30 protein-coding genes are annotated in these 26,819 nt (G+C 25.3%); 11 read left to right on the forward strand and 19 right to left on the reverse strand.

Annotation, left to right across the window (positions count from 1 at the left end; all coding sequences use genetic code 11):
- Positions 1-175: 175 nt before the first annotated feature.
- Entirely contained in the window at positions 176-628 is a 453-nt protein-coding gene (locus I4U89_RS06525; RefSeq protein WP_195939578.1) for a hypothetical protein, read from the forward strand.
- A 27-nt stretch (positions 629-655) separates the two neighbouring features.
- Here the strand turns inward: I4U89_RS06525 and I4U89_RS06530 are convergent, their stop codons facing one another.
- Positions 656-913, reverse strand: coding sequence for a TIGR03905 family TSCPD domain-containing protein (locus I4U89_RS06530; protein WP_195939581.1), 258 nt, complete (start codon positions 911-913; stop codon positions 656-658).
- A 160-nt stretch (positions 914-1,073) separates the two neighbouring features.
- Here I4U89_RS06530 and I4U89_RS06535 point away from each other — a divergent pair, with 160 nt between their 5' ends.
- Together I4U89_RS06535 and I4U89_RS06540 are read left to right on the forward strand one after the other, a co-directional pair.
- Positions 1,074-1,487: a hypothetical protein gene (locus I4U89_RS06535; RefSeq protein ID WP_195939583.1), complete on the forward strand. Its 414-nt coding sequence runs from the start codon at positions 1,074-1,076 to the stop codon at positions 1,485-1,487.
- Positions 1,488-1,595: 108 nt separating this feature from the next.
- Positions 1,596-2,351, forward strand: a complete 756-nt coding sequence (locus I4U89_RS06540; protein WP_195939585.1) for a peptidylprolyl isomerase — start codon at positions 1,596-1,598, stop codon at positions 2,349-2,351.
- 31 nt (positions 2,352-2,382) lie between these two features.
- On the opposite strand, the gene I4U89_RS06545 is transcribed toward I4U89_RS06540, so the two are convergent.
- Positions 2,383-2,787, reverse strand: coding sequence for a CBS domain-containing protein (locus I4U89_RS06545; protein ID WP_195939587.1), 405 nt, complete (start codon positions 2,785-2,787; stop codon positions 2,383-2,385).
- 201 nt (positions 2,788-2,988) lie between these two features.
- Between I4U89_RS06545 and I4U89_RS06550 the strand changes: the two genes are divergently transcribed.
- Positions 2,989-3,756, forward strand: a complete 768-nt coding sequence (locus I4U89_RS06550) for a hypothetical protein (protein ID WP_195939589.1) — start codon at positions 2,989-2,991, stop codon at positions 3,754-3,756.
- Between the two features lie 83 nt (positions 3,757-3,839).
- Here I4U89_RS06550 and I4U89_RS06555 read toward each other — a convergent pair whose 3' ends face one another.
- Complete coding sequence (locus tag I4U89_RS06555) at positions 3,840-4,040, reverse strand: cold-shock protein (RefSeq protein WP_092924850.1); 201 nt, start codon at positions 4,038-4,040, stop codon at positions 3,840-3,842.
- Positions 4,041-4,168: 128 nt separating this feature from the next.
- On the reverse strand, positions 4,169-5,314 hold the full coding sequence (locus tag I4U89_RS06560) for an amidase domain-containing protein (protein ID WP_243279171.1): 1,146 nt from the start codon (positions 5,312-5,314) through the stop codon (positions 4,169-4,171).
- A 228-nt stretch (positions 5,315-5,542) separates the two neighbouring features.
- Between I4U89_RS06560 and I4U89_RS06565 the strand changes: the two genes are divergently transcribed.
- Together I4U89_RS06565 and I4U89_RS06570 are read left to right on the forward strand one after the other, a co-directional pair.
- Positions 5,543-6,364, forward strand: coding sequence for a pyridoxamine kinase (locus I4U89_RS06565; RefSeq protein ID WP_207744139.1), 822 nt, complete (start codon positions 5,543-5,545; stop codon positions 6,362-6,364).
- Between the two features lie 90 nt (positions 6,365-6,454).
- A complete protein-coding gene (locus I4U89_RS06570; protein WP_195939593.1) occupies positions 6,455-6,775 on the forward strand; it encodes a YlbF family regulator in 321 nt (106 codons plus the stop codon).
- 66 nt (positions 6,776-6,841) lie between these two features.
- Here the strand turns inward: I4U89_RS06570 and I4U89_RS06575 are convergent, their stop codons facing one another.
- Positions 6,842-7,921: a hypothetical protein gene (locus I4U89_RS06575; RefSeq protein ID WP_195939594.1), complete on the reverse strand. Its 1,080-nt coding sequence runs from the start codon at positions 7,919-7,921 to the stop codon at positions 6,842-6,844.
- Positions 7,922-8,179: 258 nt separating this feature from the next.
- Here I4U89_RS06575 and I4U89_RS06580 point away from each other — a divergent pair, with 258 nt between their 5' ends.
- A complete protein-coding gene (locus I4U89_RS06580) occupies positions 8,180-8,398 on the forward strand; it encodes a hypothetical protein (RefSeq protein ID WP_195939597.1) in 219 nt (72 codons plus the stop codon).
- A 127-nt stretch (positions 8,399-8,525) separates the two neighbouring features.
- On the opposite strand, the gene I4U89_RS06585 is transcribed toward I4U89_RS06580, so the two are convergent.
- The 5 genes from I4U89_RS06585 to I4U89_RS06605 all read right to left on the reverse strand — a co-directional run bounded on the left by I4U89_RS06585 (position 8,526) and on the right by I4U89_RS06605 (position 12,751).
- Entirely contained in the window at positions 8,526-9,077 is a 552-nt protein-coding gene (locus I4U89_RS06585; protein WP_195939599.1) for a hypothetical protein, read from the reverse strand.
- A gap of 118 nt (positions 9,078-9,195) precedes the next feature.
- Complete coding sequence (locus I4U89_RS06590; protein ID WP_195939601.1) at positions 9,196-10,203, reverse strand: hypothetical protein; 1,008 nt, start codon at positions 10,201-10,203, stop codon at positions 9,196-9,198.
- Positions 10,193-10,912, reverse strand: coding sequence for a DUF1700 domain-containing protein (locus I4U89_RS06595; protein WP_195939603.1), 720 nt, complete (start codon positions 10,910-10,912; stop codon positions 10,193-10,195). Before I4U89_RS06595 ends, I4U89_RS06590 begins: the two co-directional genes overlap by 11 nt.
- A gap of 14 nt (positions 10,913-10,926) precedes the next feature.
- On the reverse strand, positions 10,927-11,232 hold the full coding sequence (locus I4U89_RS06600; RefSeq protein WP_195939605.1) for a PadR family transcriptional regulator: 306 nt from the start codon (positions 11,230-11,232) through the stop codon (positions 10,927-10,929).
- A 190-nt stretch (positions 11,233-11,422) separates the two neighbouring features.
- Entirely contained in the window at positions 11,423-12,751 is a 1,329-nt protein-coding gene (locus tag I4U89_RS06605) for a hypothetical protein (RefSeq protein WP_195939607.1), read from the reverse strand.
- Positions 12,752-12,929: 178 nt separating this feature from the next.
- On the opposite strand from I4U89_RS06605, the gene I4U89_RS06610 reads away from it, so the two are divergent.
- Positions 12,930-14,051 carry an MGDG synthase family glycosyltransferase gene (locus I4U89_RS06610; protein ID WP_195939609.1) on the forward strand — a complete coding sequence of 374 codons (1,122 nt, stop codon included), beginning with the start codon at positions 12,930-12,932 and terminating at the stop codon, positions 14,049-14,051.
- Between the two features lie 8 nt (positions 14,052-14,059).
- On the opposite strand, the gene I4U89_RS06615 is transcribed toward I4U89_RS06610, so the two are convergent.
- From I4U89_RS06615 to I4U89_RS06625, 3 genes are all read right to left on the reverse strand, one after another.
- Complete coding sequence (locus I4U89_RS06615; protein WP_195939611.1) at positions 14,060-14,740, reverse strand: hypothetical protein; 681 nt, start codon at positions 14,738-14,740, stop codon at positions 14,060-14,062.
- Between the two features lie 139 nt (positions 14,741-14,879).
- A complete protein-coding gene (locus I4U89_RS06620) occupies positions 14,880-15,644 on the reverse strand; it encodes a M23 family metallopeptidase (RefSeq protein ID WP_195939613.1) in 765 nt (254 codons plus the stop codon).
- Between the two features lie 350 nt (positions 15,645-15,994).
- The gene (locus I4U89_RS06625; protein ID WP_195939615.1) at positions 15,995-17,893 is read right to left on the reverse strand and encodes a glutamine synthetase; all 1,899 of its coding nucleotides are present in this window, start codon (positions 17,891-17,893) and stop codon (positions 15,995-15,997) included.
- A gap of 332 nt (positions 17,894-18,225) precedes the next feature.
- On the opposite strand from I4U89_RS06625, the gene I4U89_RS06630 reads away from it, so the two are divergent.
- Positions 18,226-19,002 carry a 3'-5' exonuclease gene (locus I4U89_RS06630; protein WP_195939617.1) on the forward strand — a complete coding sequence of 259 codons (777 nt, stop codon included), beginning with the start codon at positions 18,226-18,228 and terminating at the stop codon, positions 19,000-19,002.
- Positions 19,003-19,026: 24 nt separating this feature from the next.
- On the opposite strand, the gene I4U89_RS06635 is transcribed toward I4U89_RS06630, so the two are convergent.
- The 3 genes from I4U89_RS06635 to I4U89_RS06645 form a co-directional block, all read right to left on the reverse strand.
- Positions 19,027-19,353, reverse strand: coding sequence for a hypothetical protein (locus I4U89_RS06635; protein ID WP_195939618.1), 327 nt, complete (start codon positions 19,351-19,353; stop codon positions 19,027-19,029).
- An 89-nt stretch (positions 19,354-19,442) separates the two neighbouring features.
- Complete coding sequence (locus tag I4U89_RS06640; RefSeq protein WP_195939620.1) at positions 19,443-20,195, reverse strand: exodeoxyribonuclease III; 753 nt, start codon at positions 20,193-20,195, stop codon at positions 19,443-19,445.
- A gap of 54 nt (positions 20,196-20,249) precedes the next feature.
- The gene (locus tag I4U89_RS06645) at positions 20,250-21,209 is read right to left on the reverse strand and encodes a galactose-1-phosphate uridylyltransferase (protein WP_195939621.1); all 960 of its coding nucleotides are present in this window, start codon (positions 21,207-21,209) and stop codon (positions 20,250-20,252) included.
- Positions 21,210-21,502: 293 nt separating this feature from the next.
- Between I4U89_RS06645 and I4U89_RS06650 the strand changes: the two genes are divergently transcribed.
- A complete protein-coding gene (locus tag I4U89_RS06650) occupies positions 21,503-22,726 on the forward strand; it encodes a pyridoxal phosphate-dependent aminotransferase (RefSeq protein WP_195939622.1) in 1,224 nt (407 codons plus the stop codon).
- Positions 22,727-22,811: 85 nt separating this feature from the next.
- On the opposite strand, the gene I4U89_RS06655 is transcribed toward I4U89_RS06650, so the two are convergent.
- From I4U89_RS06655 to I4U89_RS06665, 3 genes are all read right to left on the reverse strand, one after another.
- Entirely contained in the window at positions 22,812-23,264 is a 453-nt protein-coding gene (locus I4U89_RS06655; RefSeq protein ID WP_195939623.1) for a MarR family winged helix-turn-helix transcriptional regulator, read from the reverse strand.
- 170 nt (positions 23,265-23,434) lie between these two features.
- Positions 23,435-24,877: an adenylosuccinate lyase gene (purB, locus tag I4U89_RS06660; RefSeq protein WP_195939624.1), complete on the reverse strand. Its 1,443-nt coding sequence runs from the start codon at positions 24,875-24,877 to the stop codon at positions 23,435-23,437.
- Between the two features lie 87 nt (positions 24,878-24,964).
- Complete coding sequence (locus I4U89_RS06665; protein WP_195939625.1) at positions 24,965-25,873, reverse strand: tyrosine-type recombinase/integrase; 909 nt, start codon at positions 25,871-25,873, stop codon at positions 24,965-24,967.
- Positions 25,874-25,989: 116 nt separating this feature from the next.
- On the opposite strand from I4U89_RS06665, the gene I4U89_RS06670 reads away from it, so the two are divergent.
- Positions 25,990-26,811: an undecaprenyl-diphosphate phosphatase gene (locus tag I4U89_RS06670; protein WP_195939626.1), complete on the forward strand. Its 822-nt coding sequence runs from the start codon at positions 25,990-25,992 to the stop codon at positions 26,809-26,811.
- Positions 26,812-26,819: the final 8 nt, after the last annotated feature.

Consider the following 26,819-nt stretch of genomic DNA (forward strand, 5'->3'; position numbering starts at 1 on the left):
TATAACTCATTTATTTCCTTTTTTTTAATTATATGATAAAATAATTAATATATTTTGCTTTGCTTGAATATAAATTTTAATAACAAACTTGTACATAATATAAATGTAATGACCTTTAAGTTTCAAGCATGACATCGTTATTATATCTAATATTAATTAAATTAGGAGGATTAATATGGGCTTAAAAGACAAATTCGCAGAATCATTTGCTAGATCAAAAACAATGACTGGCCCTGAAAAAAGAGCTAATGAAATAATGGGTAAACTACTTATGAAAAAAGCTATAATTCCTATTGTTTTAATGGTTATCATTATGATAGTTGGTATGGTTGCTAAGATAAATGGTTGGGCTATACTTGCAGTTAACTTATTAGTTGCTCTTGGGACTTACTTCTACATAAAAAAAGCTGGGGAAAAATATCAAAACTTCAAGCCTTATGTTGGTAACTTAATCAGTCTAGAGAAAAAAGGTAAAAATGAGTACGTAGCTATAATAAAACAAGGTAAAATGCCAATAAAATTAGAAATAAACTATGGTGGAGAAGACCTTGAAGGCCTTAAGAAAAATCAATTAGTTCAAGTTAGTTACAATCCTGATGCTAAAATAGCTATAGTTGTAACTAGATAATAAAAAAGTCTTCATTAGAAGACTTTTTTATTTATTATAAACATATTTTTTATATATTTTAAGTGCTTTAGCCAATTGATCAGGGCAAGATGTTCCTCTATTTTTACATGGTATATCTTCAAGATTTTTTATTATATCATCAATATCTTTACCTTCAACTAGATGCTTTATTCCTATAGCATTTCCACTACATCCACCCTCAAAAACTACATCTTTTAATATATTTTCTTCTATATCCATTAATATAGACTTTGAACATACACCTTTAGTATAATACCTATACATATCTATCCCACCTTAATATATTTTATAAATTAATTTCTTAATTAATGTATATACTAATTAAACACTAAATATTTCATATATTTTTTATATAGATATAATAATGGTAGTATTTGATTAATTTGTATGCTTTAATTTATTTATAGATTAAATTTGAAGGGGTGTGTTTATTATTTCAAAAGAATTTCTTGATAAATACTTTAAATTTTTATTCTTATTTTTTTGGCCTATAGTTTGGTACAACTATGTTTCTATTCCTACTATGAGAATTGAGATATTTATGTTTTCATTATTTTTAATAGCATCTATAGTTTATATAATAATGATTCTAAAATCTATTAATAAAGTAAAAGATATAGATGTATTATATAGAATAACTACAATTTTAGCATTTATATTATTTTTATGTAGCTATTTATTATTCTCTAAAAACATAATACTGCTTATTTTAAAACTAATCTCCCTATTTATATACTTTTATGTTTCTTGTATAAAAAATTTCAAATACAATGAAAATGAAGGTGTTGTTGGAATGCTATCATCACTTTTGCTTATAACCATTACTTTTTCATATTAATACATATTTAATATAAAATTTGGAAATGTTAGACATATAAGTTTTTTTCTGATATCATTTAAATTGAAAGTAATATTAATTATAAACTTACATAAAGGAGTAACAATTATGGAAAGAAAAGTTTTAGCAACAATTGGAGAAAAAGAAATCACTAACTACGATGTTGAAAGTGCTCTACAAAGCTTAGAACCATATCAAGCTATGCACTTTAATAGTGAACAAGGTAAAAAGCAATTATTAGATGATTTAGTTAACCAAGAATTATTCTATATGGAAGCTAAAGAAAATGAATTACATAATGATGAAGAGTTCAAAAATGAATTACAAAGAGTTCAAGAAAATATGTTAAAGCAATATGCTATAAACAAAGTATTAACTAGTATATCTTTAACTGAAGAAGAAAAGAAAGCTTTCTTTGATGCTAATAAAGATAAATTCAATAAGCCAGAAACAGCTACTGCTAAACATATATTAGTTGAAACTGAAGAACAAGCTAATGATTTATTAAATAAAATAAAAGCTAATGAAGTATCTTTTGAAGATGCAGCAGCAGAACATTCTACTTGCCCTTCTAAAGAAGCTGGCGGAAACTTAGGATCATTCCCTAGAGGACAAATGGTTCCAGAATTTGAAGAAGCAGTATTCAATATGGAAAAAGGTGACGTAGTAGGGCCTGTTAAAACTCAATTTGGATACCACTTAATAAAATTAGAAGATTTAAATAAAGGTGGAGAATCTGAATACGAAGAAGTTAAAAATGAAATAGAAAGAACTTTAATGTATCAAAAACAAACAGAAGTTTACTCTAAAAAATTAAATGATCTTAGATCTAAATATGGAAATATGATTAAGTTAAATGACTAAAAATAAGACCTAGTATATACTAGGTCTTATCTTATTCCTTTAATTTATTGTAACAATACTCTATTATATCTTTTCTTTTTATTATCCCAATAAAAATTTCTTGGTCATCTATAACAGGAACAAAGTTCTGATTCATAGACTTTGAGATTAAATCTTCTATATTAGCGTTAACGTCAACAGGAGAATTATCCTTTCTTCTTTTTACTTCTTTTATAGGAATATCCTCTACTCCCTTTAAATCTAGCGAAAATTCATTTTTTAATGTCCACAATAAATCTCCTTCTGTTATAGTCCCAACATACTTCCCCTCATCATTGATTATGGGAATAGATGAATATCTATGATATTCCATCTTCTCTAGAGTTTGCCTCATAGTGTAGTTTTCATATATATATGCAACTTCACTCTTAGGTGTTAGAAAAAATAATATATTCACTATACTGCACCTCCAATAAGTAAACATTAATTAATTTATATACAAAAGTATTATATTCTTCTTTCTCTCAACTATAATTTTAACATATTTTTATATATATTTTAATTTAAAATATGTTAAAATAATTTTTTTTATTTAAGTTATTTTTTATGGGTATATATTAAATGAAATTATTTATGTTTTAAATTTGGAGGGATAACAATGAAATTTGATTATAATATAGAAATTAATAGTTTTTTAAATAAAATATATGAACATAAGGTATATGAAATAGCATATGAAAATAATTTGTACAATATAGATGCTAAAGTTTTAAAAGATAAATTTGATTTATTAAAAAATACAAAAATATATTTAGGAAGCGATATGCATGAATTTATAATAAATTTAATTCCTAAAGGTAAAGATGGATACTACTTTAGATGTGAAATAGCCAACTATCACAACTACTCTTTTCCTAGACTTTATGACTATAAGGGAGAGCCTCTAAAAAATACTAATTACAATAGATATGGTGTACAGCTTTGGGAATCTCATATGAATGACTTACTTATAGAAGATATTGAAGGTAAATTTAATCAAGCTGATTTTATAGATTTTATAGATAATAATTTATTAAGTCTTATTTGTAAAATAAATGAATATATTAAATCTCGTAGAGATAAAGAAAAGATAGTTATAAAATTTGAAGATAAAAGCGAAATATTAGATATAGTGAAATCTCTAATATTAAATGGAGGCCTTGATTTATCTTATGCTGAATTTTTAACTGATATGGACAAATTAAGAGATGAAATGATTAAGTTTAGCACTCCTTTTCATATGTACAATGAATTTGATAAATTAGAAGATGATACTCTTTATTGTTTAGATAATTTTTGTAAATACAATTCTTTAGATTTATTTGATGCTTTAATTAATGAAAAAGGATTTAAATTTATAGATGGGGTTGGACTTGTAAAAGAATAATTAATAGTGAAATTAAAAACGCCGCTTAATTGCGGCGGGTGTTTCACATACTACTAGACTTACTAATATATATATGAAATTAATTATAATTTAACTACGTTAGCAGCTTGAGGACCTTTAGCACCTTCAACTATTTCGAATTGAACGTTTTGTCCTTCTTCTAAAGACTTGTATCCATCAGCAGCTATAGCTGAGAAATGTACGAAAACATCTCCTTCACCTTCTACAGATATGAATCCAAATCCTTTTTCATTATTAAACCATTTAACTACACCAGTTTTCATTTAATAGATCCTCCTAAAAACACACAAAAATTATTTAGCTACAAATGTTTGCAACTTTATTATTACTTTAACATATATACATATCATTGTCAAATGTTATTAAGTTTATACGTATCAACTTATAGATTCTAGTAGTGTACCTTAATTAAATGAAATCTTATATCTTTGTCACTCCACCCTAAATCCCATGGTACTAGTAATCTATCTGTATTGTGACAAGTTACTAAAGGATATCCTTTTGAGTCAAGTCCTGTTACAGTTGATACGTGAGTTATTCTGCCCCCTTTTTCATATGCTACAAAATCTCCCGGTCTTAAATTATAAGCTTGTTTATAAACATCTTCATAACTTCCTTTTGATATTAAACTTCCTCTACCACTATATAATATATAATTTTTAAAAGCCTGTGCATTTACCCATGCTTTAGTTCCTGCACCATCTGCATAGTTCCACGTATCATTTTTTTTGAACCTTCCACTTTCAAACATTATTTGAGATGCAAAGTTTGCACAGTCTCCACCTTCTGGATTATAATCTCTGTAATTTGAGTTAAATTTTAAACCATTTTCTTCATCAGCAGCTGCTCCACAATACTTATGTGCATATTCTATGGCTTTTATTTGCTCTTGCTTTAAATCTAATATTGTAGGCTTTTGCATACTTATATAATTTTTTATGTCTTCAGATTTTATATTATCTAAGTTTAAAGAATCAGCAAATGGATCTGTATACCATTCTTTAGTTATTATATATTGATCATCTATTATTTTGACATTTATATAATGATAAGTTCCTATTCTACACATATTTATAATATCTGGTTCTTTATCATATGAATACTTATACTCTGTTGAAACTGTACATATAATGCCGTATAAACCTTCTTCCTTTTCTTTTACTTTTTTGATTTTCACTTTTGCTTTTATATCATTAAACTTAACTCCTTGTTTACTAGACCAATTTTCTAGGTATTTCATCTTTTTTACTTCATGTTCCCATGCCCATAAACCAAACTTTTTATCTACCTCATATAATTCTTTTAGCCCTTCTTCATTTTTATCAAGTATTGCTTTATTTCTATGATCAAATAGTTCTTCAAGAAGAAGCTTGTATTTATTATTTTCGCCATCTTCTATTTTACTTACTTCGGTAGAGTTTGATTTTATTATTAATTCACCTTCTTTTATATATGAATATAATCCAATAGCTATCGTTAATGATAATGATATAATTATAATTTTAGCATACTTATTTTTAATATTAAGTTTTATCAATGTCACACCTCCTAAAAGCAATTTATGTATTCTCTTGATTTATATTATTATATCCAAACATATTAAAAATAATTTTAATTTATTTAAAGCTTTTACTCTCTCAAATCTTTGTAATATATATTTAAATAAATTGTAACCATACATTTTATTTTTTGTAATTATATATTTGTTTTTGAATTTTTTAGTAGTAATATATTTATATAAATATTTTTATAGGGAGGTGCTATTTTGAAGAAAATAGCTGCTATTCATGATTTATCAGGTATAGGTAGATGTTCTTTAACTGCTGCAATACCTATATTATCTGCATTAAAAACTCAATGTTGTCCTTTTCCTACAGCAATTTTATCTAGTCAAACAGGCTATCCTAAATATAGTTTTTTAGATTTTACTGATCACATGAGAGAATACTCTAATGTTTGGTCTGAGCTTAATATTAATTTTGATTATATCTACAGTGGTTTTTTAGGCTCTAAAGACCAAGTAGATATAGTAATTGACTTTATAAATAAAAATAATAATTCTTTTGTAATAGTAGATCCTGTAATGGGTGACAATGGAAATATGTATTCTATATTTGATAACGATATGTGTAAAAAAATTAAAAATTTAGTAAAGATATCTAACCTTACAACGCCAAATATAACTGAGGCATGTCTACTAACTAATAGAAGTATTTCTGATATTGGTAGTTTAACTAAAAAAGATGTTATTGATATAGCTAAAGAAATTTCTCAATTAGGCCCTGAAAAGGTGATTATAACTGGAGTGGTTCAAGATGGTTATATACTAAATATAGGATATGATAAAATCAGTGATAATTATTTTATCACTTCATTTGAATATAACAATTTATCTTATAGTGGTACTGGTGATATATTCACATCTATTGTGTGTGGGTTATTAGCAAATGGTCATGATTTAGAATTTGCTATTAACAAATCTAGTTATTTTGTTCATAAAGTAGTAAACTATACATCTAAATTTGACACTGATAGAAACGATGGTATTATGTTTGAATACTTTTTAAATGAATTAACTTGCTTATAATGTAGGTTATATTACTTTTAAATATGTAGTATATATTACCTTCTTAAATTATAAACTGTAATATAGTATTTTTTATAAAGGGAGGTATATATGAATATAAATAAAAAAGCACTTGAACTTGCTAATTCTATTAAATCTAGTGATGAATTTAAACTTATGAAGAAATCTAAAGCTCAACTTGATAAAAATAAAAATCTAAAAAGACAATTTGATAATTATATAGATAAAAAAAATAAACTCTACTCTAATAATAGACTAGAAGATGCATCAAATAAATTAGCAGAACTTAACAAGGAATATGAAGAATTTTTTAACTTGCCTCTAGTTTCTAGCTATATGAAATCCACTAGAGATTTTAATAACCTTATGGAGAAAGTATATAAGTCTATAGAAAAAGAATTATTAAAATAGGAAAATTTTTCCATAAGATATAAATAAAGAATGCCCGTAGACATTCTTTATTTATATCTTAATATTTTAATATTTTGGACACCCCATATGTTTCATCATATTTTTCATATTCATATAATAGTGCATCCACATATCATTTGCATCTTGGCAATAATTAGAATATGGATCCATATAAGGCATACCAACCATTGGATATTCATCTGCCATATCTCCGATATAATGCATATTACACATATCATACATAGGGCTTACATAAGTTGCACAATCACACTCCATATACATATCTTCTTTGCAATGTGGCTTACAATATTCTGGCTTTAGCCCTATATCACAATATTCTTTTTTACTTTTTTTGTAATGTGGCTTAGTTTCTTTAGTATCGCATGTACAATATTTTTTATGATCACAATTTATATATTTTTTCATATCCATTTCACATTTGTCTAACTTACTACTACATTTTTTTATCATTTCTTCACATTTTTTAGACTTATGTCCATATTCTTTTATTTTATCTTCTGCAGATTTATAGCATTCTAATGCTTTTTCATCAAATTTTAAAGCTTTAGCATATAAACATTTAGCTTTTTCACTTAATTCTTGTGCCCTGTCTCTTAAATCTTTTGCTTTTTCGCACTTACATGTTGCTTCGTTTTCTATTTCTTCAGCTTCTTTATGCAAGCATTTAGCCTTTTCACAAAGTTCTCTAGCTTTTTCCATTAATTCTTTAGCTTTACATTCTGCGGCTCTAGATTCTTTTTCGCTACATTGTGCTTTTTCTCTTAAATCATTAGCTTTTGCTGATAATACATTTGATGATTTTTCACATTCTCTAGCCTTTTCCATTAACTCATTAGCTTTACATTCACAGCGTGATGCTTCATCAAATAAATCTTCTGCTTTTTGTGCTAATTCTAAGCACTTATCTACACATGTAATCTCAAAATGATCATCAAATTTGCAATCATCCATAAAATCACATTTACTCTCGTGATCACAGTCTATATATTTTTTTGAAGGCTTTTTGCAAGAAATATTAGATTTGTATGAGTTACATGGTTTACATGATTTTACTTTTTCATTGCATACATTAAAATTGTCACACTTAGATTGACATCCACACCCTTGACTTTTCTTTTTCTTCATAATACGTCAAAACCCCTTTTGCTGTAATATTCAACTCACATAATAAACTTATGCTGTCTAATATAATTATATGAAAATCTTAAAATCTGGTTACTAGTTCTTTTAATAATATTATTAAAGTAATTAATACTAAAATTATAAATATTTTTAATATATTAGTTTTAGATTATATTTTTTGATCATTTACACATCCTATTTATATATTAAAATTTAATTAATTTTTAATATTATATATTATATCTTGATGGGAGTGACACCATGGATAAAGATAATCAATTATTAAAAGGCATTTTAATAGGATCTACTACATTAGCTGCTTTAAGTGTAATTAGTCCTTCAGTTAGAAAAGTAACAACATCAACAGTTAAAGCAACTTGCAAGCAACAAATGAAACTTCTTGCAGGTATAGGTATATTATCTATAGCTAACTATATATCAAATCTTGATGATGATATATATACAATAGATGATATATAATTTATATGATAATTGTTTCTACTTTATATTTCTTTGAAAACATATAGAAATTATAAGTAACTTAAAAAACAACATAATCATAAAAACATAAAAAAGTCAGTATTAGAAATACTTCTAATACTGACTTTTAATCTAATGATATTAACTTATCATTATAATATAGTTGTACATTTTTTATCCAATCGCCTTTATAATCTTCTTGAATTATATTTTTTACAATTGTATTTATCGTGTACTCTTTTGTTGTTTCATTTAGATAATCTTTCCCCCAAGATACTCTACTTTCTGAATCAGTTTTTGGTTCTATCAAGTCAATCCTTGCAGTATTATTCTTAATAAAAACAGTGACTTTCATTGGTAAACTATTAAAGCACTCCTTAGATAATACATTTATAATACTTTCTATCTTTTCTTGAAGTGTACTATCTTTTTTAACTTCTATATACTTAACTTCTTTTGGGTCATCTTTAAGTATATGTATAGGTATGTTAATGATATCTGAATTTTGCTTTATTTTATCCGATTCTTTTAGTGTTGCTTCACTTTGAGATATTTCACTTTCTACTGCAGAAGATGGTTTAACTTCTACTTTATTATCATCATGTACGCTTTTATCACTACACCCTATAACTAAAAGTGAAGTAAAAGCTGTCATTAAACTTAATGCTAATTTATTCATAAGTATACCTCTTCTTTTTATATTTATAAATATTATAACATAGTATACTTTATATTTTTAGCATTTTTTATTGGAGTTAATTGATTATTCTATATTTTTTGGCTATAATTTCATTTATTTAATGTAAATTTATATTATCTGCTTTTACATTTATAATATATTTCTCTTCCTTATTTACACTTTCTTTATTTAAAGTTCCCTTTAATTCTTTTAAATCTTCATCATTTCTATAATTTTCATCAATGAGCATATTACTTGCATTTATACCAGATATAGATTTCATATCTACACTAAAATTATAGTTTTTATTTGGTATATTTATATAGACGCTTGAATTGTATGCATTTATATTTAATTCTTTAGCTATTGGTATATTTGTATCTATATTAATATTTAAACTACTATTACTATTTTGAGTTATATTTATAGTTTTTGGTATAAATTTTTCAATATCATCTATAAATACTTCATCTTGAGCTGAATATATTTCAGTTCCATCACTTTCTATATTAACGTTGTCTATTCCTATTAATTCCTCTGTAGATAAGTATATATGTCCATTAGACTTTATATCTAGATTTTTAAGTGTTTTCATCCCTTTAGGCAGCGATATATACCCATTTATGGTCTTATAATAGACACTATCTAGTAATAGGTTGTTTTCTATGCTTAATCTTGCATAATCAGTAGATGCATTTATATTTATATTATTTGGAACATATATAATTAAACTTTGACTATGATTATAGTAAAATGCATTAATAACATTTTCTATAAGTTCTTCTAAATTGTTGCTTTTTTTATAGTTATATTTCTTTTCATTTTCAACTATACTCAATTTATTGCTATCTTCTTTAATATTGTAGTTACTTATACCTTTTTTCACTACTTTAACTTCATTTCCTTCATATTTTTCTATTATTATATTACTTCCTTTAGTCTTTACATCTAAGTTTTCTATACTTATATTTTTATTATAAATTACTTGTTCTTTATCTAAATTTTTTTCTATATTAGATATAGTTTGCGTAAAATAAGGAACAGATGATATAGAAAAGTATATAGTACCAACTATACCAACTACTATTAATATTATTGAAAATATGGTTACCTTTTTATTCATCATCTCTCTCTCCTTCCTTAAAACTATTCTCCTCTTTATTATTAGCTTCTTTTTTCTTGCTAGCATTTATATATAGTTTTCTTGTTTTCATCCAATTTTTATATCTATTTACACTTGTTTTATATATAGATATTATAAATATATATATTTGCCAGGCTAGTATTTGACCACCTACAAATGCAATAGACATAAATACATAAAGTCCCATTACCTCATGTGTTTGAGATATAAAATTCATTATTATAGGCATTGTAGCTATATATAAACCAATTAATGAAACTAGTATAATACCAACTACAGATAAAAATAATACTATTAAAAATCTTGGAATGAGTACCATTAAAGATAGTATACTAAGGCCTAATTGTATTATTTTTCTTTTATTTTGATTATTGTTTTCAATATCTAAAGTTAATTTTTCACTAACTCTATCTTTTAAGTTTATATATTGCCTTTTAAAATTTGACTTTATTATATTTATTTTTAGTCTCATATTATTATTTTCTTCTTTATTTTTAGTCTCTGCTATAAGTTCACTAGCTATAGTTTTAGGCGAACCAAGAGATTTTATTATTTCTATATCATTTTTTCCCTCTATTGTTCCATCTAAAAAATATTCTTCATAGTCTCTTAGTATATCTCCTATTTCTTCTTCTGAAAAACTACCTTTAAGGTAATCTCTTAATATATCTAAAAATTCAACTCTATTCAATATTATCACTCCTTTTACTCTATCAAAATATTTACAGCTTTGACGAAATCTTTCCATTCTATAATTAACTTATTTAAGTTTTCTTTTCCTAAATCTGTTAATTTATAATACTTCCTAGCAGGTCCCTCACTCGATTCTAATATATATGTGTCAAAATATCCCTCTTTTGTAAGTCTTCTAAGAATAGGGTATATAGTTCCTTCATTAACTTCTATAACTTTAGATATATTTTGTACTATTTCATATCCGTACATGTCTTTTTTAGAAATAAGAGCTAGTACACATATTTCAAGTACTCCTTTTCTAAACTGAGTATTCACAAAACCCCTCCTCTCTTTAAACAACCTACTGTGTATAACACACTACATTGTTTTATTATAGTAGTTATTATATAATAGCATAGTACTTTGCTTTACACAATAGTAATTTATAATAAGTTAATATTAAAATCATTCTTGAAGTTGATAATTTTAAAAAAGGAGCTATCAAAATCTTAAATAGCTCCATCCCTTATATTAAATATCCACTATACAAGTACGCTATAAATATATATATTATTATAATTAAATTAATTCTAAGTAGATAAGATATTGTAAACTCTTTTATATTTATTTTTAATGTCATTTTGCTATTTACTATATATAAAATATTTGTGCTGATAGATGTACAACTTAAAATTCCTATTATACAGATTAAAATTTTAGTTTGTATACTTATGCTTTTGTCTATATTATTTATTCCTATTATTGTGTTATAAAATACATCTATTATAAATCCTAATAACTCATTTATATTTTTAACTTGCAAAGCATTTAATACTGGATTAATCAAAATTTTTATTATTTCTATTATTATCTCACTATTTAATATTATCTGTCCTATATATAGAAATATAACTATATTTGGTATAAGATTTATAGATATACTTATGGTTTCCTCTAAATTATCTATAATTTCTTTAAATATATTTTTATTTTCACTATTAGATAAATAATATTTTATTGTTTTTTTTAATTTATCTTTTTTAGGGTAACTGTTTTTTTTATTACTTTTTAAATAATATGATTTTTTTCTCTTAGATATTGGATATATTCTACTTAATACCATATTCATTAATATTAATACAGTAGTCGATACTGTAATAGCATAAATTAGATTTATATTTAGATATTCACATATATAAATAACTATTGGGTATGAAAGTATTGAAAAATTTAATATTATATTACAAGCTTCGTATTCTTTTAATTTACCTTCTCTATATAATTTGTTAGTCATAAACATTCCACAAAATGGGTTTGTAAAAATGTATACCAATATATTTAAAAAACTTATACCATTTATTCTAAATAGCACTTTTGTATATTTATTTAGATAAACACTTGTTAATTCTAACAATCCATATTCTAAAAAAGGCATAAATAAAACACCTATAGTAAATACAGTTATTGTATCTAAAACTACTTCTTCTATAAGAAGATACACATTATCATTTCCTAAAAATCCATTTTTACTTCCAAAAAATATATTTACTAAGAAAATTAATGCTACAATTTTACTAATCATAAGAATACTTTTATTTTTCAGGTTACCTTTTAATATTTCTTTAAACATTCCTATAATTAAATAAAATACAATACACACTTCTATAAAATGCTTCATATTGCTTTGAAGCTTATATGATATATGATATATTAAAGTCAACACTTGTCCATTTAATTTAATAGGTATAAAAAATATAATTATTCCAATTACTGTGTATATTATAGATTTTGATAATTTTATAAAATATTCTTTATTATAATCATCTTTTACATTAATTTTATTAATATTTTCCATATCACCACCTCTTTTATTATTTTCAATTCTTATTTGCTATTTCCTCTATAAAGTTTTAAATTATAAATTATTTATAGACATTTAGAATATAACATCAACTTCTATTATTGCTTATTTTTCCTTATATGGTTATAATAAATTATACTTATTAAGGTAATTTTTTAGAGGTGAATATTTAATGGATATAGATAATAAAAAGACTGTACTAATTCTTACTGCTCAATTTGGCGCAGGACATATAAGTGCAGCAAATGCCATAAAAGACTATATTTTAGAAAAGGATTCTTCTGTTAATGTAATAATAGAAAATTTTATAACTGCTAGTATACCTAGGATGAACAAACCAATGGTAAAGCTTTATGAAAATAATACTAAATATGTTCCTGGATTATATAACTACTATTATTATTTAAAAAAATCCTTTGATTCAAAACATGATATAGCTCATAAATTATATACTCCTAAGCTTATCGAATTTATATTAGATGTAAATCCTGATGTTATTATATCAACATTTCCTCTTGCTGCAGCTTGTGTGTATAATTTTAAGATTAAATACCCTAGTATTAATATTCCCACACTAACAGTTGTAACAGATGTAGTTGATAGCCTTGAATGGATATATCCAGATACAAGCATGTATTTTGTACCATCATTAGAAATAAAAAATAGATATGTTCAAAAAGGTATTAATCCAGAATCTATAAAAGTAACTGGTGTACCCATAAATAAAAAGTTTTGTATTGAAAATAAGACAAAAGAATCTAATAAGTATAAAATTTTATTACTTGGTGGTGGTAGAGGTTTATTTGATATAGATGAAGATTTCATGTATTGGATTGATGAATTTATAGAAAATAACTGTAATAACATAGAGATAGCTATTGTTACTGGTAAAAATAAGAAGCTTTATAATATATTAAAAGAAAAAAAGCCTCTAAATAATATTAAGGTTTTAGGATTTGTTACTGATATGCACAATCTACTAAAAGAGTATGATTTAATGATAACTAAACCTGGAGGGGCAACATTATTTGAGGGGATTCTTTCTCAAACACCAGTTGTCGTTAAACTTCCTAAGGTAGGACAAGAAATAGAAAATGCCAGATTCATAATAGATAAAGGAATTGGATTAGTATATACAAATGATGAAGATTTAAAAGATATTTTTAATAGTATAGCTTCAAATAAATTTGATTCTATATTTAATTTTATGAAGTGCAATATGAAATCTTTTAAAAACACTATAGAAAATGAAAGTATTGGAGACAGTATTTTAAAGCTAATAAATAACAAGTAATACACTTGTTATTTATTAGCTTTTTTAAATTTATCTAAATATATTATGTTGTCTTTTTTGCTTTCTAATATCTTAATATTTTTGTTACTTAACTTTTTACTAGCATAATTAAATATATTATATATTATATATATTTCTCCTATAAGAAATAATATATTTACTAGCATCTCTAATGTTACTGTTGTTTTATAGCTTTCATTACTATAATTTATTATAGTGTAAGACTTTATAAATATTATAACTAAAATATGAATATTTATTATATTTGAAATCCTATTAAATTCATTATAGAGGTTATACTTTCTTATATTATTTTTTATAATATACTTACTATGACCATTAGCCCTTAGTATATCTGTGTATAAAGTACTTGCTATATCTTTTTTTAATAAATTACTAATAATTATAGCTACTAGTATTCCTATTAGGATATATATATCATATGCATATTTTTCAAAACCTGAATCCATATCTTTTTTTACTAAATGTATTATTATATATATGAAAGAAAATATTATTGCTGTGATGTTTAATCTATGTTGGTTTTTAAATGTATAAAGTGAATAAAGTATCCCTGGTACTATTAATAATATAGATATATACTCTAGGTTTTTCCCTTCACTTATATAACAAAATCCCAAAGGTAAAAGTATATAAAAAAACATATCTAATAGAAAATCTTTTTTCATGGCATCATCCCTTTTTAAATTTTCTAAATTTTCTAACTTTTTAACTTATAAATTATGCTTATGTTTTTTGATTATCTTATTATAATTTATTTTATGCTAAAAAGAAGGGTATATTCCCCTCCTTTTTAATATATTTCAATTATTTTATTACTCCATCAAGAGGATTTGTAGTTTCTCCATTTAATAAAATCTCAAAGTGTACATGATTACCAGTTGAATTCCCTGTACTTCCAACTTCTGCTATAGCTTGTCCTTTTTTTACTATATCACCTTTATTAACTCTATTATATGAGTTATGTGCATATACTGTTGTTTTTCCATCAAAATGCTTTATCTTTACAACATTACCGTATCCATTTTGACTACCAGAAAAATCTACTATTCCATCATCACTAGCTAATATTTCAGTAGATTTAGGAGCAGGTATATCTATTCCTCTATGGAAATTTGCTTTTTTGGTTATTGGATGTATTCTTTGTCCATATGTAGAGCTTATTTCATGATATGATTTTAATGGCCACATACCAGGTATAAAACTTAAGTTATTTTTATCTAAATATTCTTTCTTCTCTTTTTCTATGCTCTTTTGTATTTGTACGCTATTTGTAATTAGATTTTCTAATTCTTTTTCTAGTTCTTTTTTATTTTCTTGTAATGAATATTCTTTTTCTTCTACTAAATCCATATCTTCTTCTAAAAAGCTTATACTTATAACTTCTATAGATTCACTTTCTTCTTTTTTTAATTCTAAATCTAGTTCATTTATTTTTTTAGATATTTCATTTTGCTTTTGTTGGTTTTCTATTAGCCTATCAATTTGTGATTCTGTTGATGCATGTACATTATTGTATGGCAAAATGCATACTAATAAAATTAACATATAAATAAATATATTTTTTCTCATTTTTTCACTCCTTTTAAAACTATTTATTAGTATTAACTATTTTCTCCATTTTTATTACATCTTTTATAATTTCGATAAAATTTATTTTTTGTTCAATTTAGTAATTATTGTTAGATAGTAAAGTAAACTTTCCTAATTTTTTATAATAAAAAATTTGTTTCGCTCATGTCTCCAACGACTTTATCAGTTGCTTGAGCGACGTGTCGGCGAAGCACTTCAAAGTGTCTTTTTTACGCTCTCCAAGCTGATTGGTATTACTTAACTGCAATAATTACTCAAATTTTTTGAAGTATCATAATTTCCTTAATCATAAAAAAGAGCTATTCTCTATTTGAGATAGCTCCTTTGCTTTAGTAGATATTTTTTTTGTAATCTGCATATAGCACTTGAATATTTTCTATATATCCATTTAATTCTAATTGTAAATTTGATACTTTTTCAAAATCATTAGATTCTATAGCTTCTTTTATTTCTGTAAATAGTGATTTTTTAGTTAATGTATCTTTCATAACTTTAAACTTTATATCACATATTTTATTCCATGTAACTTCATCTAAGGCGTCCATATTTTCGTTATTATGTAATTTTACACAATTTCTTATTATTTCTCTATTATTTTGTATTATTCTATTATTTAATTCCTTTGTCCACTTGTCTATAGCACCTGTCTTAAATGAATCTATTATAGCTTCTGTAAATACTCCTCCTTTTTTTAACACATCTACCTTAGATTTATTTATTTCTAGGTTTCTCATATTTTCATAAACAGTTGCTGGTGGTGATGAAAATCTTTCATTTCTCTCTTCAATTGTATAATACTCAAATACATCATTTTCATCTCTGTATGATCTATTTTTTTCTAAATAGAAACTTTCTTCTCCTATCTCTTTAGATATTTCTCTTTCAAGTTCTTTAGTTGTTAATTTACTTTTAGCTACTGCTTTTATTCCATCTAACATAGTTTGGTAGCATCCAGCTATAACTAAGTATGTATTTGAAAGTGGATTTGGAGATCTTAATTCAAATCTTACTGTTTTAGGATTTTTAATATCTCTTACTAACCCTACTAATACAGATCTATTTCTTGATGGTAGTTTATAGCTATGACCTAAAGATGTAACTATACAAACAGGTGCTTCAAATCCTGGTACAAGTCTATTAAATCCATCATTAGTTGATGTTACTATAGGATTTAATACTTCATAATTTTTAAGTATCCCCATAAGCGCTCCATAACCCATTTCACTTACATAGTCTTCATTCATATCTCTTGGTGCAAATAGATTTTTTATGCTTCCATCTTTTAATTTTGCACTAACCCCTACATGAGTATGTTCTCCACTACCTGCAACTCCATGTATAGGTTTTGCTTTAAATGTTACTTCAAGCCCATGAGATGTAAATACATCTTCTATTATTTCCCTTACTAATAACTCATTGTCTGCTGTTTGTATAGGGCTAGAAAATTTCCATGATATTTCTAATTGCTCCATAGCATGATTAGTTTTACCATCTATACTTATAGAACTATTGATTCCCCCTACTTCTTTATGTGCCATTTCTGGATTTATTCCCATTTTTTGAAGTATTATTATTGACTTTTCTAGGCACGTTCTTATTATCCCGTGTGTTCTTTTCCAGTACTGTTCCTTTAAACTTTGAGATACTGATAATTTCTCTAAGTCAGCCTTATCTTCTGGAGTATTTACCCAAAACTCTAATTCAGTTGCAGCTGTTAGTATTATATCATCTATATCATCTACTTTTTCTATTCCTATATTATTTATAAGATGTGGATATTCTCTAACTAATTCTATTATAGATTTTTTAAAATATTTTTCTGATTTTTTAAGTATTCCTCTTGAACAAACTTTTTTATTTTCATGTATTAAAAATGCAGGTATTCTAAGCGTACCTACAGGCAAATTAGTTTCTTCATCTATATGCTCAAAATTATAATCTATAAACCATGTACACTCTGTATCTGGCATTAAATCTACCTTAGCATTGTTTAATGTAGCTATATTATAAAGCTCAACACTTGAACCATCAGTTTGAACTGCTGATTCTAAGAAATTGTCTATGTCATCTAAAAACAATTCCATAGGTATTTTTTCATCAGTTGCATTTCCACCTAAGTCAACTCCCATTAATGATACAAACTTTATATGCTTATTTTTACTTAATATATCTCTAAGATTTTTTTCATTATGGTTATCTCTTTCTATTGTATATAATAGTTTTTGCATTTAAGCACACTCCCCTATAAGATATGTATTTTATACTGAAAAATATACACGACACTTAAAACTTTTATATTTTTATTTTTATAAATTATTTTGTTCGTGTTTTAATTTATACTTATTATATATTAACCTTTTAAAGTTCGCAATATTTTTATTAATTTATATTTCAAACATATTCACGATGTTACATATTACTGTTTTTTATACATTTATTTAACATTTTTATCAATATAGGGTATACTAAAGTAAGATGTATTTTTATATATTAATGAAAGTAATATTATAATTTAATTATACATTTTATCACAAGATAAGATTATTAGGAGAGAAGTATTATGGAATATATAGTTTTTGACTTAGAATTTAATCAAGGCTTTGACAAAAAAATTAATAAGACAGTATCTAATGAAAAATGCCCTTTTGAGATAATTCAAATAGGTGCAATTAAATTAGATAGCAATTTTAATCTAATAGATACCTTTAATAGCTATGTAAAACCTCAATTATACAAAAAAATTCATCCTTTTGTTGGTAAAATGACTAATATCACTATAGATGACGTCTTAGATGCACCTACTTTTCCACAAGTTTATAAGGATTTTAAAAAATTTATTTCTACTAAAAATCCTGTGCTTTGTGTATGGGGAACTGGTGATTTAAAAGAGCTATATAGAAATATAAATTACTATAGTCTACCTTCTAAAACTTTGCCTAAATCATATATAAATATACAACATCACGCTTCAAATTACTTTAATAACCCAGCTGGAAAGAGTATTGGTCTTCAAAATGCTATTAATATATTAGGATTAAATCAAGACAAATCATATCATAATGCTTTAAATGATGCATATTATACTTCTCAAGTGTTTATTAAAATATATAATCCAAGTATAGTTCCTGATGTATATATGTATACTACAGTTAAAGCACCTTGCACTTCTAAAAGAAGTCAAAAAAATCAATTAGATTATGATAAACTATTCAAAGAATTTGAAAAACTTCTTGAAAGACCATTAAATCGTGAAGATAAAAAAATTATTGATTTAGCTTATAAGATGGGGAAAACTGGCCAATTTTTAAGTGGTGAACCTAAATATAAAAAAAGATAGAGTATATACTCTATCTTTTTTTATTTAAATATTTATAAATAGCATCTTCATAAGCTCGTACTGAGCAAATTCTACACTTTTTATTTCTTTACTTTGACTTCTATTTAGCTCTTTTTCTCCTATAAATACATCTTTATCTCCTATATTTGCATATAGTTCATTTAATATATTTAAAAAATCACATACCTTAACAGATTCTTCTTTTGACTTTAATAGGGTTATATATTCGTTCTCTCTATCTTCATATAAGCACTCTATTCCATATAATATATTATCTTCTTTTATATATATAACCTCTCCGCCTAAAGATTCTCCTTTTTCTAATTTATGCTTAAGTTCTAATAATTTCATTTTGTCCCCCTTAATATAAATTTTTTCTTATGATTTAATGTAATCATACTACTATCATTATATTAAGGTTATATAAAATTTATTAACAATTATTTTATGACTAACTCTATAGGACAATGATCAGATCCTAATACTTGTGTATGTATATCAGCACTAACTAATCTATCTTTCATATCATCACTTACTACAAAGTAATCAATTCTCCATCCAGAATTATTTTTTCTTGCGTTAAATCTATATGACCACCAAGAATATACGCCTTCTTTATCTTCATTAAAATATCTATATGTATCTATAAATCCAGAATCTAAAAATTCTGTAAATTTATTCCTTTCCTCATCTGTAAATCCGGCATTTTTTCTATTAGTTTTAGGATTTTTTAAATCAATCTCTTTATGAGCAACATTTAAATCCCCACATATTACAACAGGCTTTTTAGCATTTAATTCTAATAAATAATTTCTAAAATCATCTTCCCATTTCATTCTGTATTCTAATCTTTTTAATTCACTTTGAGAGTTTGGTGTATATACTGTTATAAAGTAAAAATCCTCAAATTCTAAAGTTATGACTCTTCCTTCTTTGTCATGTTCTTCTATATTTAACCCATAAGATACACTTAAAGGTTCTTTTTTAGAAAATATAGCCGTTCCCGAATATCCCTTTTTTTCTGCATAATTCCAATATTGGTGATATCCTTTTAAATCAAGGTCTATTTGACCTTCTTGAAGCTTTGTTTCTTGTAAACAAAATATATCTGCATCTACTTCATTAAAGTAGTCTAAAAATCCTTTTGTTACACACGCTCTTATTCCATTTACATTCCAAGATATTAATTTCATTTATTCCTCCTAAGTTTATTGTTGTATTTTTATATTACCCAGTTTTAATTCTTATCAATCTATATTATCAAACCTTAATTTATTTGCAAATTCTGAAGGATTAATTGATGATACATATAGTCCTGTACTTAATTCAAATCCGCCAAAACTATATTTTCTAGGTATTATATGCATATGAAAATTATAATACTCATCACATTTTATTTTAGTTGGATGTGTATGTATATATAGATTAAAAGGACTGTATCCTCTTACCTTATATAGTTTTTTAAATAATCTTTCAAATATTTTAGATAATTCATCTATATATTGCTTTTCCATATTTTCAAATCTAATTTTATTTTTTGATATAATCCTTATTTCACCACTATATCTAGTGGCATAAGGAACTAAAGCTAAAAAGTATTTACCATTGTATATAATTCTTTCAAATTCTTTAATTTCTTTATTTATTATATCTTCGTATAAAGATGATTTATTTTTATTATAATAATCCTTTGCTATGTTTATTTCATTCTCTATTTCTGGTGGTACAATTGATAGAGATATAATTTGAGTATGAGGATGGTCTAATGATGCACCTGATTTTCTTAAAAAGTTTTTAAAAATACTAACATACTCTATTCCTTTATCCTTTACGAAATACTTATATCTATTTTTATACATCTCAAACATATGAGTAAACTCTTCTTTAGTCATATTATAAAAATTACCATTATGTCTATAAGTATCTATCATTACTTCATGTATACCATATATCTCTTCTTTCTCATCATTTATTATAGGAAATTTATTATTTACAGATTTTACAAGCCATCCATTTTTATCACATACATTATATTTTTCATCTTCTATAAATTCTTCATTCCCTCTACAAAATGGACATGTTTTTTCATACTCATTGTATATTTCTATTTCTTCATAATTTTTAGTTTTATCCATAGGTCTTTTTGACCTATCTTTTGCTACTATTATTTTATCATTATTCATGCTATCTATTATTAAGCTACTCATTTATAACACCTCTTAGAAATACATTCTTTATTATAAAAGCCTTATACTATTGATTTTACATTATATATCCATTTTTTTGCTACTTTTTTAATATTTTTACCTATTTGTGTATATTCTTATATGTATGTATACAAGATTTTTCACATCATATATGCTACTATAATCTTGAAATTATAAATTGACTTTTTAAAGCTATCTATGGAAAATCTACTATAAAGCTTTATCGTCATAATATTCTTTCCTATGGGCTATAAAATTGTCTGGTTACTTTAATTATATAGGAGGTAGTTTAAATGAAGTATTCACAGAGAGTATCTGCTATGCAGTCTTCTCCAATAAGAAAGTTAGTTCCTTATGCACTTGATGCAAAATCTAGGGGAATTAAAGTTTATCATTTAAATATAGGCCAACCAGATATAAAGACTCCAAAGGGATTTTTTGAAGCAGTAAAAAACTTTGATAGTAATGTATTAGAATACGCTGTATCAAATGGTATTCCAGAATTAATAAAATCACTTCAAGATTATTATACTACATATGATATACATTTTGATAATGATGAGATACTAATTACTAATGGAGGTAGTGAAGCACTACTTTTCACTCTTATGGCAATATGTGATCCAGGAGATAATGTAATAGTACCAGAACCTTTTTATACTAACTACAATGGCTTTAGCCAATGTATAAATGTAAAGGTAAATCCTATAACAACTAAGGCTGAAGAAGGCTTTCACTTACCACCTAAAGAAGAAATTATATCGAAAATCAATTCTAAAACTAAAGGTATCTTACTTTCCAACCCAGGTAATCCAACCGGAACAGTTTACACAAAAGAAGAAATAGATATGATAGGTAAAATAGCTATAGAAAATAACTTGTGGATAATAGCAGATGAAGTTTATAGAGAATTTGTATACGATGGTCTTTCATATACAAGTTTTGGTAATGTAAAAGAAATAGAAGATAGAGTTGTTATAATAGACAGTGTATCTAAAAGATACAGTGCTTGTGGAGCAAGAATTGGTTCTATAGCATCTAAAAATAAGGGGCTTATTGCACAAATATTAAAACTTTGTCAAGGAAGACTTTGTGTCCCTACATTAGAACAAGTAGGATCAGTTGAACTATATAAAACTCCAACTTCATATTTTAAAGAGGTTAATGAAGAATATAGAAGAAGAAGAGATGTTTTATATAATGAATTAATGAAAGTTAATGGTGTAGTTTGTAAAAAACCTACTGGCGCATTTTATATAGTTGCTAAGCTACCTGTTGAAAATGCTGAAGATTTCGTTATATGGATGCTAAAAGACTTTAATAAGGATAATGAAACAGTTATGGTTTGTCCTGCTGAAGGATTCTACTCAACAGAAGGTTTAGGTCGTGATGAAATTAGGCTTGCATATATATTAAATGAAGATGACTTATTAAAAGCTGCTTCTATATTAAAAGAAGGACTTGAAAAATACGTAAAACTTAATAAAAAAGCTCAATTATCATCTGCTGATGCTTAATATAATTTCCTTGCATATAAAAAAGAGGTATATTTCTACCTCTTTTATTTCTTTTTTAATAAAATATAAAATTTTTATTATACATTTATCTAAAATTTTCTTGATTTAGTATATCTTCTAAAGTATTTATAGCATCTTTATATCTTTTTATATCTTCATCATTTAATTGACTTAATTTATCTTCTAGCTTTTTGCTTAACTTTTCCATAAAATCTGATGCAAGGTCCATTCCCCTATCTGTTATACTTATTAAATATTTTCTTCTGTCTGATAAATCTCTATTTCTTATTACATATCCTTTTTCTGTTAAATCATCAACCATGCTAGTTAAACTCCCCTTTTCTATGTTTAACTTTGAACATAGATCGGTCATACTTATATCCCCATAGTTTTTGATAAACATCAAAGCTCTTAATTGCGTTTTATTAACATTTTTTATAGAAGCATATTCTTTTAAATGTTCTAAGTATAAACTTGAATATATTTTTGGAAATGTTCTTGATAAAAACGCGATTGTATCTGATACTACGTGGTTCATTTTGCCTCCTTAGATGTTTATATATATTTCTTTTTCTAACAATTAGTTTACACTATAAATCTTATTAATACAATACTTTTTGTTTTATTTTAAAATAATTTTATTATATATTTTTATTTTTTATTATTTTATATTAAAAAAGTACCATATAATATGGTACTTTTAAAAACTTATACATTTAAGTCTATTGTCATTCCTATTTGTTCTTTAAACTCTTCTATTGCAGGATCTAAATACTCCTTAACAAATTCTACAACTTGTTCTGGAGCTCTACCTACGAAGTTTTTAGGATCCATTATAGATAATATTTCTTCCTTAGACATTTTGAAAGAATCATCATTTATTATAAGCTCTATTAAGTTGTTATCTTTACCTTCTTGCTTTACTCTATAAGCTGCTTGCATAGAGTACTCTCTTATTATTTCGTGAAGTTCTTGTCTATCTCCACCTCTTTTTACAGCTTCCATAAGTATATTTTCTGTAGCCATAAATGGAAGTTCTTCATTTATATGCTTATTTATCATATTTTCGTAAACTACTAATCCATTAGTTACATTTATACCTATTTCTATTATAGCATCTGCTGCCATAAATGCTTGTGGTATAGATAATCTTTTGTTTGCTGAATCATCTAAGCTTCTTTCTAACCATTGAGTAGCTTCTACTAATGCAGGACTTAATGATTCTGCTATTATATATTTAGAAAGTGATGCTATTCTTTCACTTCTCATTGGGTTTCTCTTATATGCCATAGCAGATGATCCTATTTGATTTTTTTCAAATGGCTCTTCTATTTCTTTTAAACTTTGTAGTAATCTTATGTCATTAGTCATCTTATGCATACTTTGTGCTATACCAGATAATACACTTAATACTTGATAATCTAGTTTTCTAGTGTATGTTTGTCCACTTACTGCATAAGAAGATTTATATCCCATCTTTTCACAAACTAACTTATTAAGTTCTTTTACTTTTTCATGGTCTCCTTCAAATAAACTTAAGAAACTTGCTTGAGTTCCAGTTGTACCTTTAACCCCTCTTAGCTTCATATTATCTATTCTGTAATTTATATCTTCTAAATCTATTATTAAATCTTGAGCCCATAATGTAGCTCTTTTACCTACTGTTGTAAGCTGTGCTGCTTGGAAATGTGTAAATCCAAGTGTTGGGATGTCTTTATATTTTAAAGCAAACTCTCTTAAGTTATTTATTAAGTTTACAAGCTTTATTCTTATAAGTTTTAAAGCTTCATCCATTTGTATAACATCTGTATTATCTCCAACATAAGCTGAAGTAGCACCTAAATGTATAATACCTTTAGCACTATCACATTGAAGTCCATATGCCTTTACATGACTCATTACATCATGTCTTACTTCTTTTTCTATCTTTCTAGCTTCATCAAAGTTTATATTATATATGTTAGCTTTTAATTCTTCTATTTGTTCATCAGTTATATTTATTCCTAATTCCTTTTCACCTTCTGCAAGTGCCACCCATAACTTTCTCCAAGTTGAGAATTTAAATTGTGGAGAGAATATATAGCTCATATCCTTGCTACAATATCTATCTATTAAAGGGTTTTGGTATGTACTATATTTTTTATCTATCATAATTTTTCGCACCTTCCTTAAGTCATTATATAATAATTATATAAAATATTACGAACCATAACAAGTTTTTTTTTATTTATGTTCATTTTATTTGTTATTTAACGTAAGATTTTCTTTTTTCATCATATAATCTATACTTTCACTGTCTACAAAATTTAATACATATTTATATCTTATAGCATAATATTTATCACTCCAGCCTAATTGCTTTTTTATATCAGATTCATTAGCACCTAATCTTAGTGCTATAGCAGCATAAGAGTGTCTAAAATCTTTTGCAGAATATTTACAAAGCCCAGCATTATCTAATGCTTTTCTAACTATTAATCTGACATTTCTATCGGTTATAGAATTACTTTTTTGAGTTGTAAATACAAAATCCTCTGTAGGCATTATAACTTCTGATAATCCAGAATAATTTCTATAATCCTCTAATAACTTAAAACAATATGGATGTAATTTTACTATCCTTTCCTTTCTTTTTTTGCCAAGTCTTACATAGTGATTATCTTTTTCATCTACCATAAGATCTTTCCATTTTAAACTAACTACTTCATTTAATAAACATCCTGTTGTCACTAAAAATACTATTATAGCTCTATCTCTTATAGTTAACTTATATATAGAATCTACTAGTTGATTTATTTCTTGAATACTTAACACGTCATCTTTAGTTTTTATTCTAGTTACTTCAGGCTTTTCTACATATCTAAATGGATTTACTTCTATATATTCCTCTTTCATTAAAAAATTATAAAAACTATGTAAATAACTATATATCTTTTCTGATGTTGACTTTGCATAGTTTTCTTTTACATTATCGATAAATTTTTGACAATCTTCTTTATCTACATACAAAAGTTCTTTATCATCTATAAATTCTTTAAATGCTATTATTTTTGATAAGTAGTCATGTCTAGTAGCTGGGTTAAGTTTTTTTGAAAAATTTTTAAAAATTTCATATTCATAATCATCTAATCCTATAGTTTTATTCATATATTTATCCTTTCATTTCATATATTATATTTAGTTGACACCTTATAATTATTATTGGTATACTCTAAGTTGACGTTAATTTAGTATGTAAAATTTTATGTTGGAGGAACTTTTTAATGGCAAATTTAATAGAAATTTTCAAAGCCGTAATACTTGGTATCGTTGAAGGTATAACTGAGTGGTTACCTGTAAGTAGTACTGGCCATATGATACTAGTAGATGAATTTATGCACCTTAATTTTTCAGCTACTTTTGTAAATACATTTTTAGTTGTAATACAACTTGGTGCAATACTAGCAGTCATTATCATATTCTTTAAAAAACTAAATCCTTTTGATAGTTCAAAAACTTCTGTTCAAAAGAATGAAACAATAAGCTTATGGCTTAAAGTTATAGTAGCTGTTTTTCCATCTGCAATATTAGGATTTTTGTATGATGACAAGATAGAGGCAGCTTTCTTTAATGCTACGACAGTTGCTATTGCACTTATAGTATACGGTATAATCATGATACTACTTGAGAATAGAAATAAAAAACCTAAGTATAATGATTTTTCTCAAGTAACTTATAAGTTAGCTATTGGTATAGGTTTATTCCAGTGTTTAGCTTTAATACCTGGAACATCTAGATCTGGATCTACTATAATAGGTGCAATACTTCTTGGTACATCTAGATATGTAGCTGCAGAATTTTCATTTTTCTTAGCTATACCTACTATGCTTGGTGCTAGTGCATTAAAACTTGCTAAAGCTGGTCTTGCATTTAGTGGACTTGAGTGGATTGTACTTCTAACTGGTTCTATAGTGGCTTTTGTAGTTTCAGTATTTGTTATAAAGTTTTTAATGGATTATATCAAAAAGCACGACTTTAAAGTGTTTGGATACTATAGAATAGTACTAGGTATAATAGTTTTAGCTTATTTTTACCTTATAAAATAGTATCTTTA

Source organism: Romboutsia sp. 1001713B170131_170501_G6 (genome assembly GCF_015668195.1).
Taxonomy (GTDB): Bacteria; Bacillota; Clostridia; order Peptostreptococcales; family Peptostreptococcaceae; genus Romboutsia_C.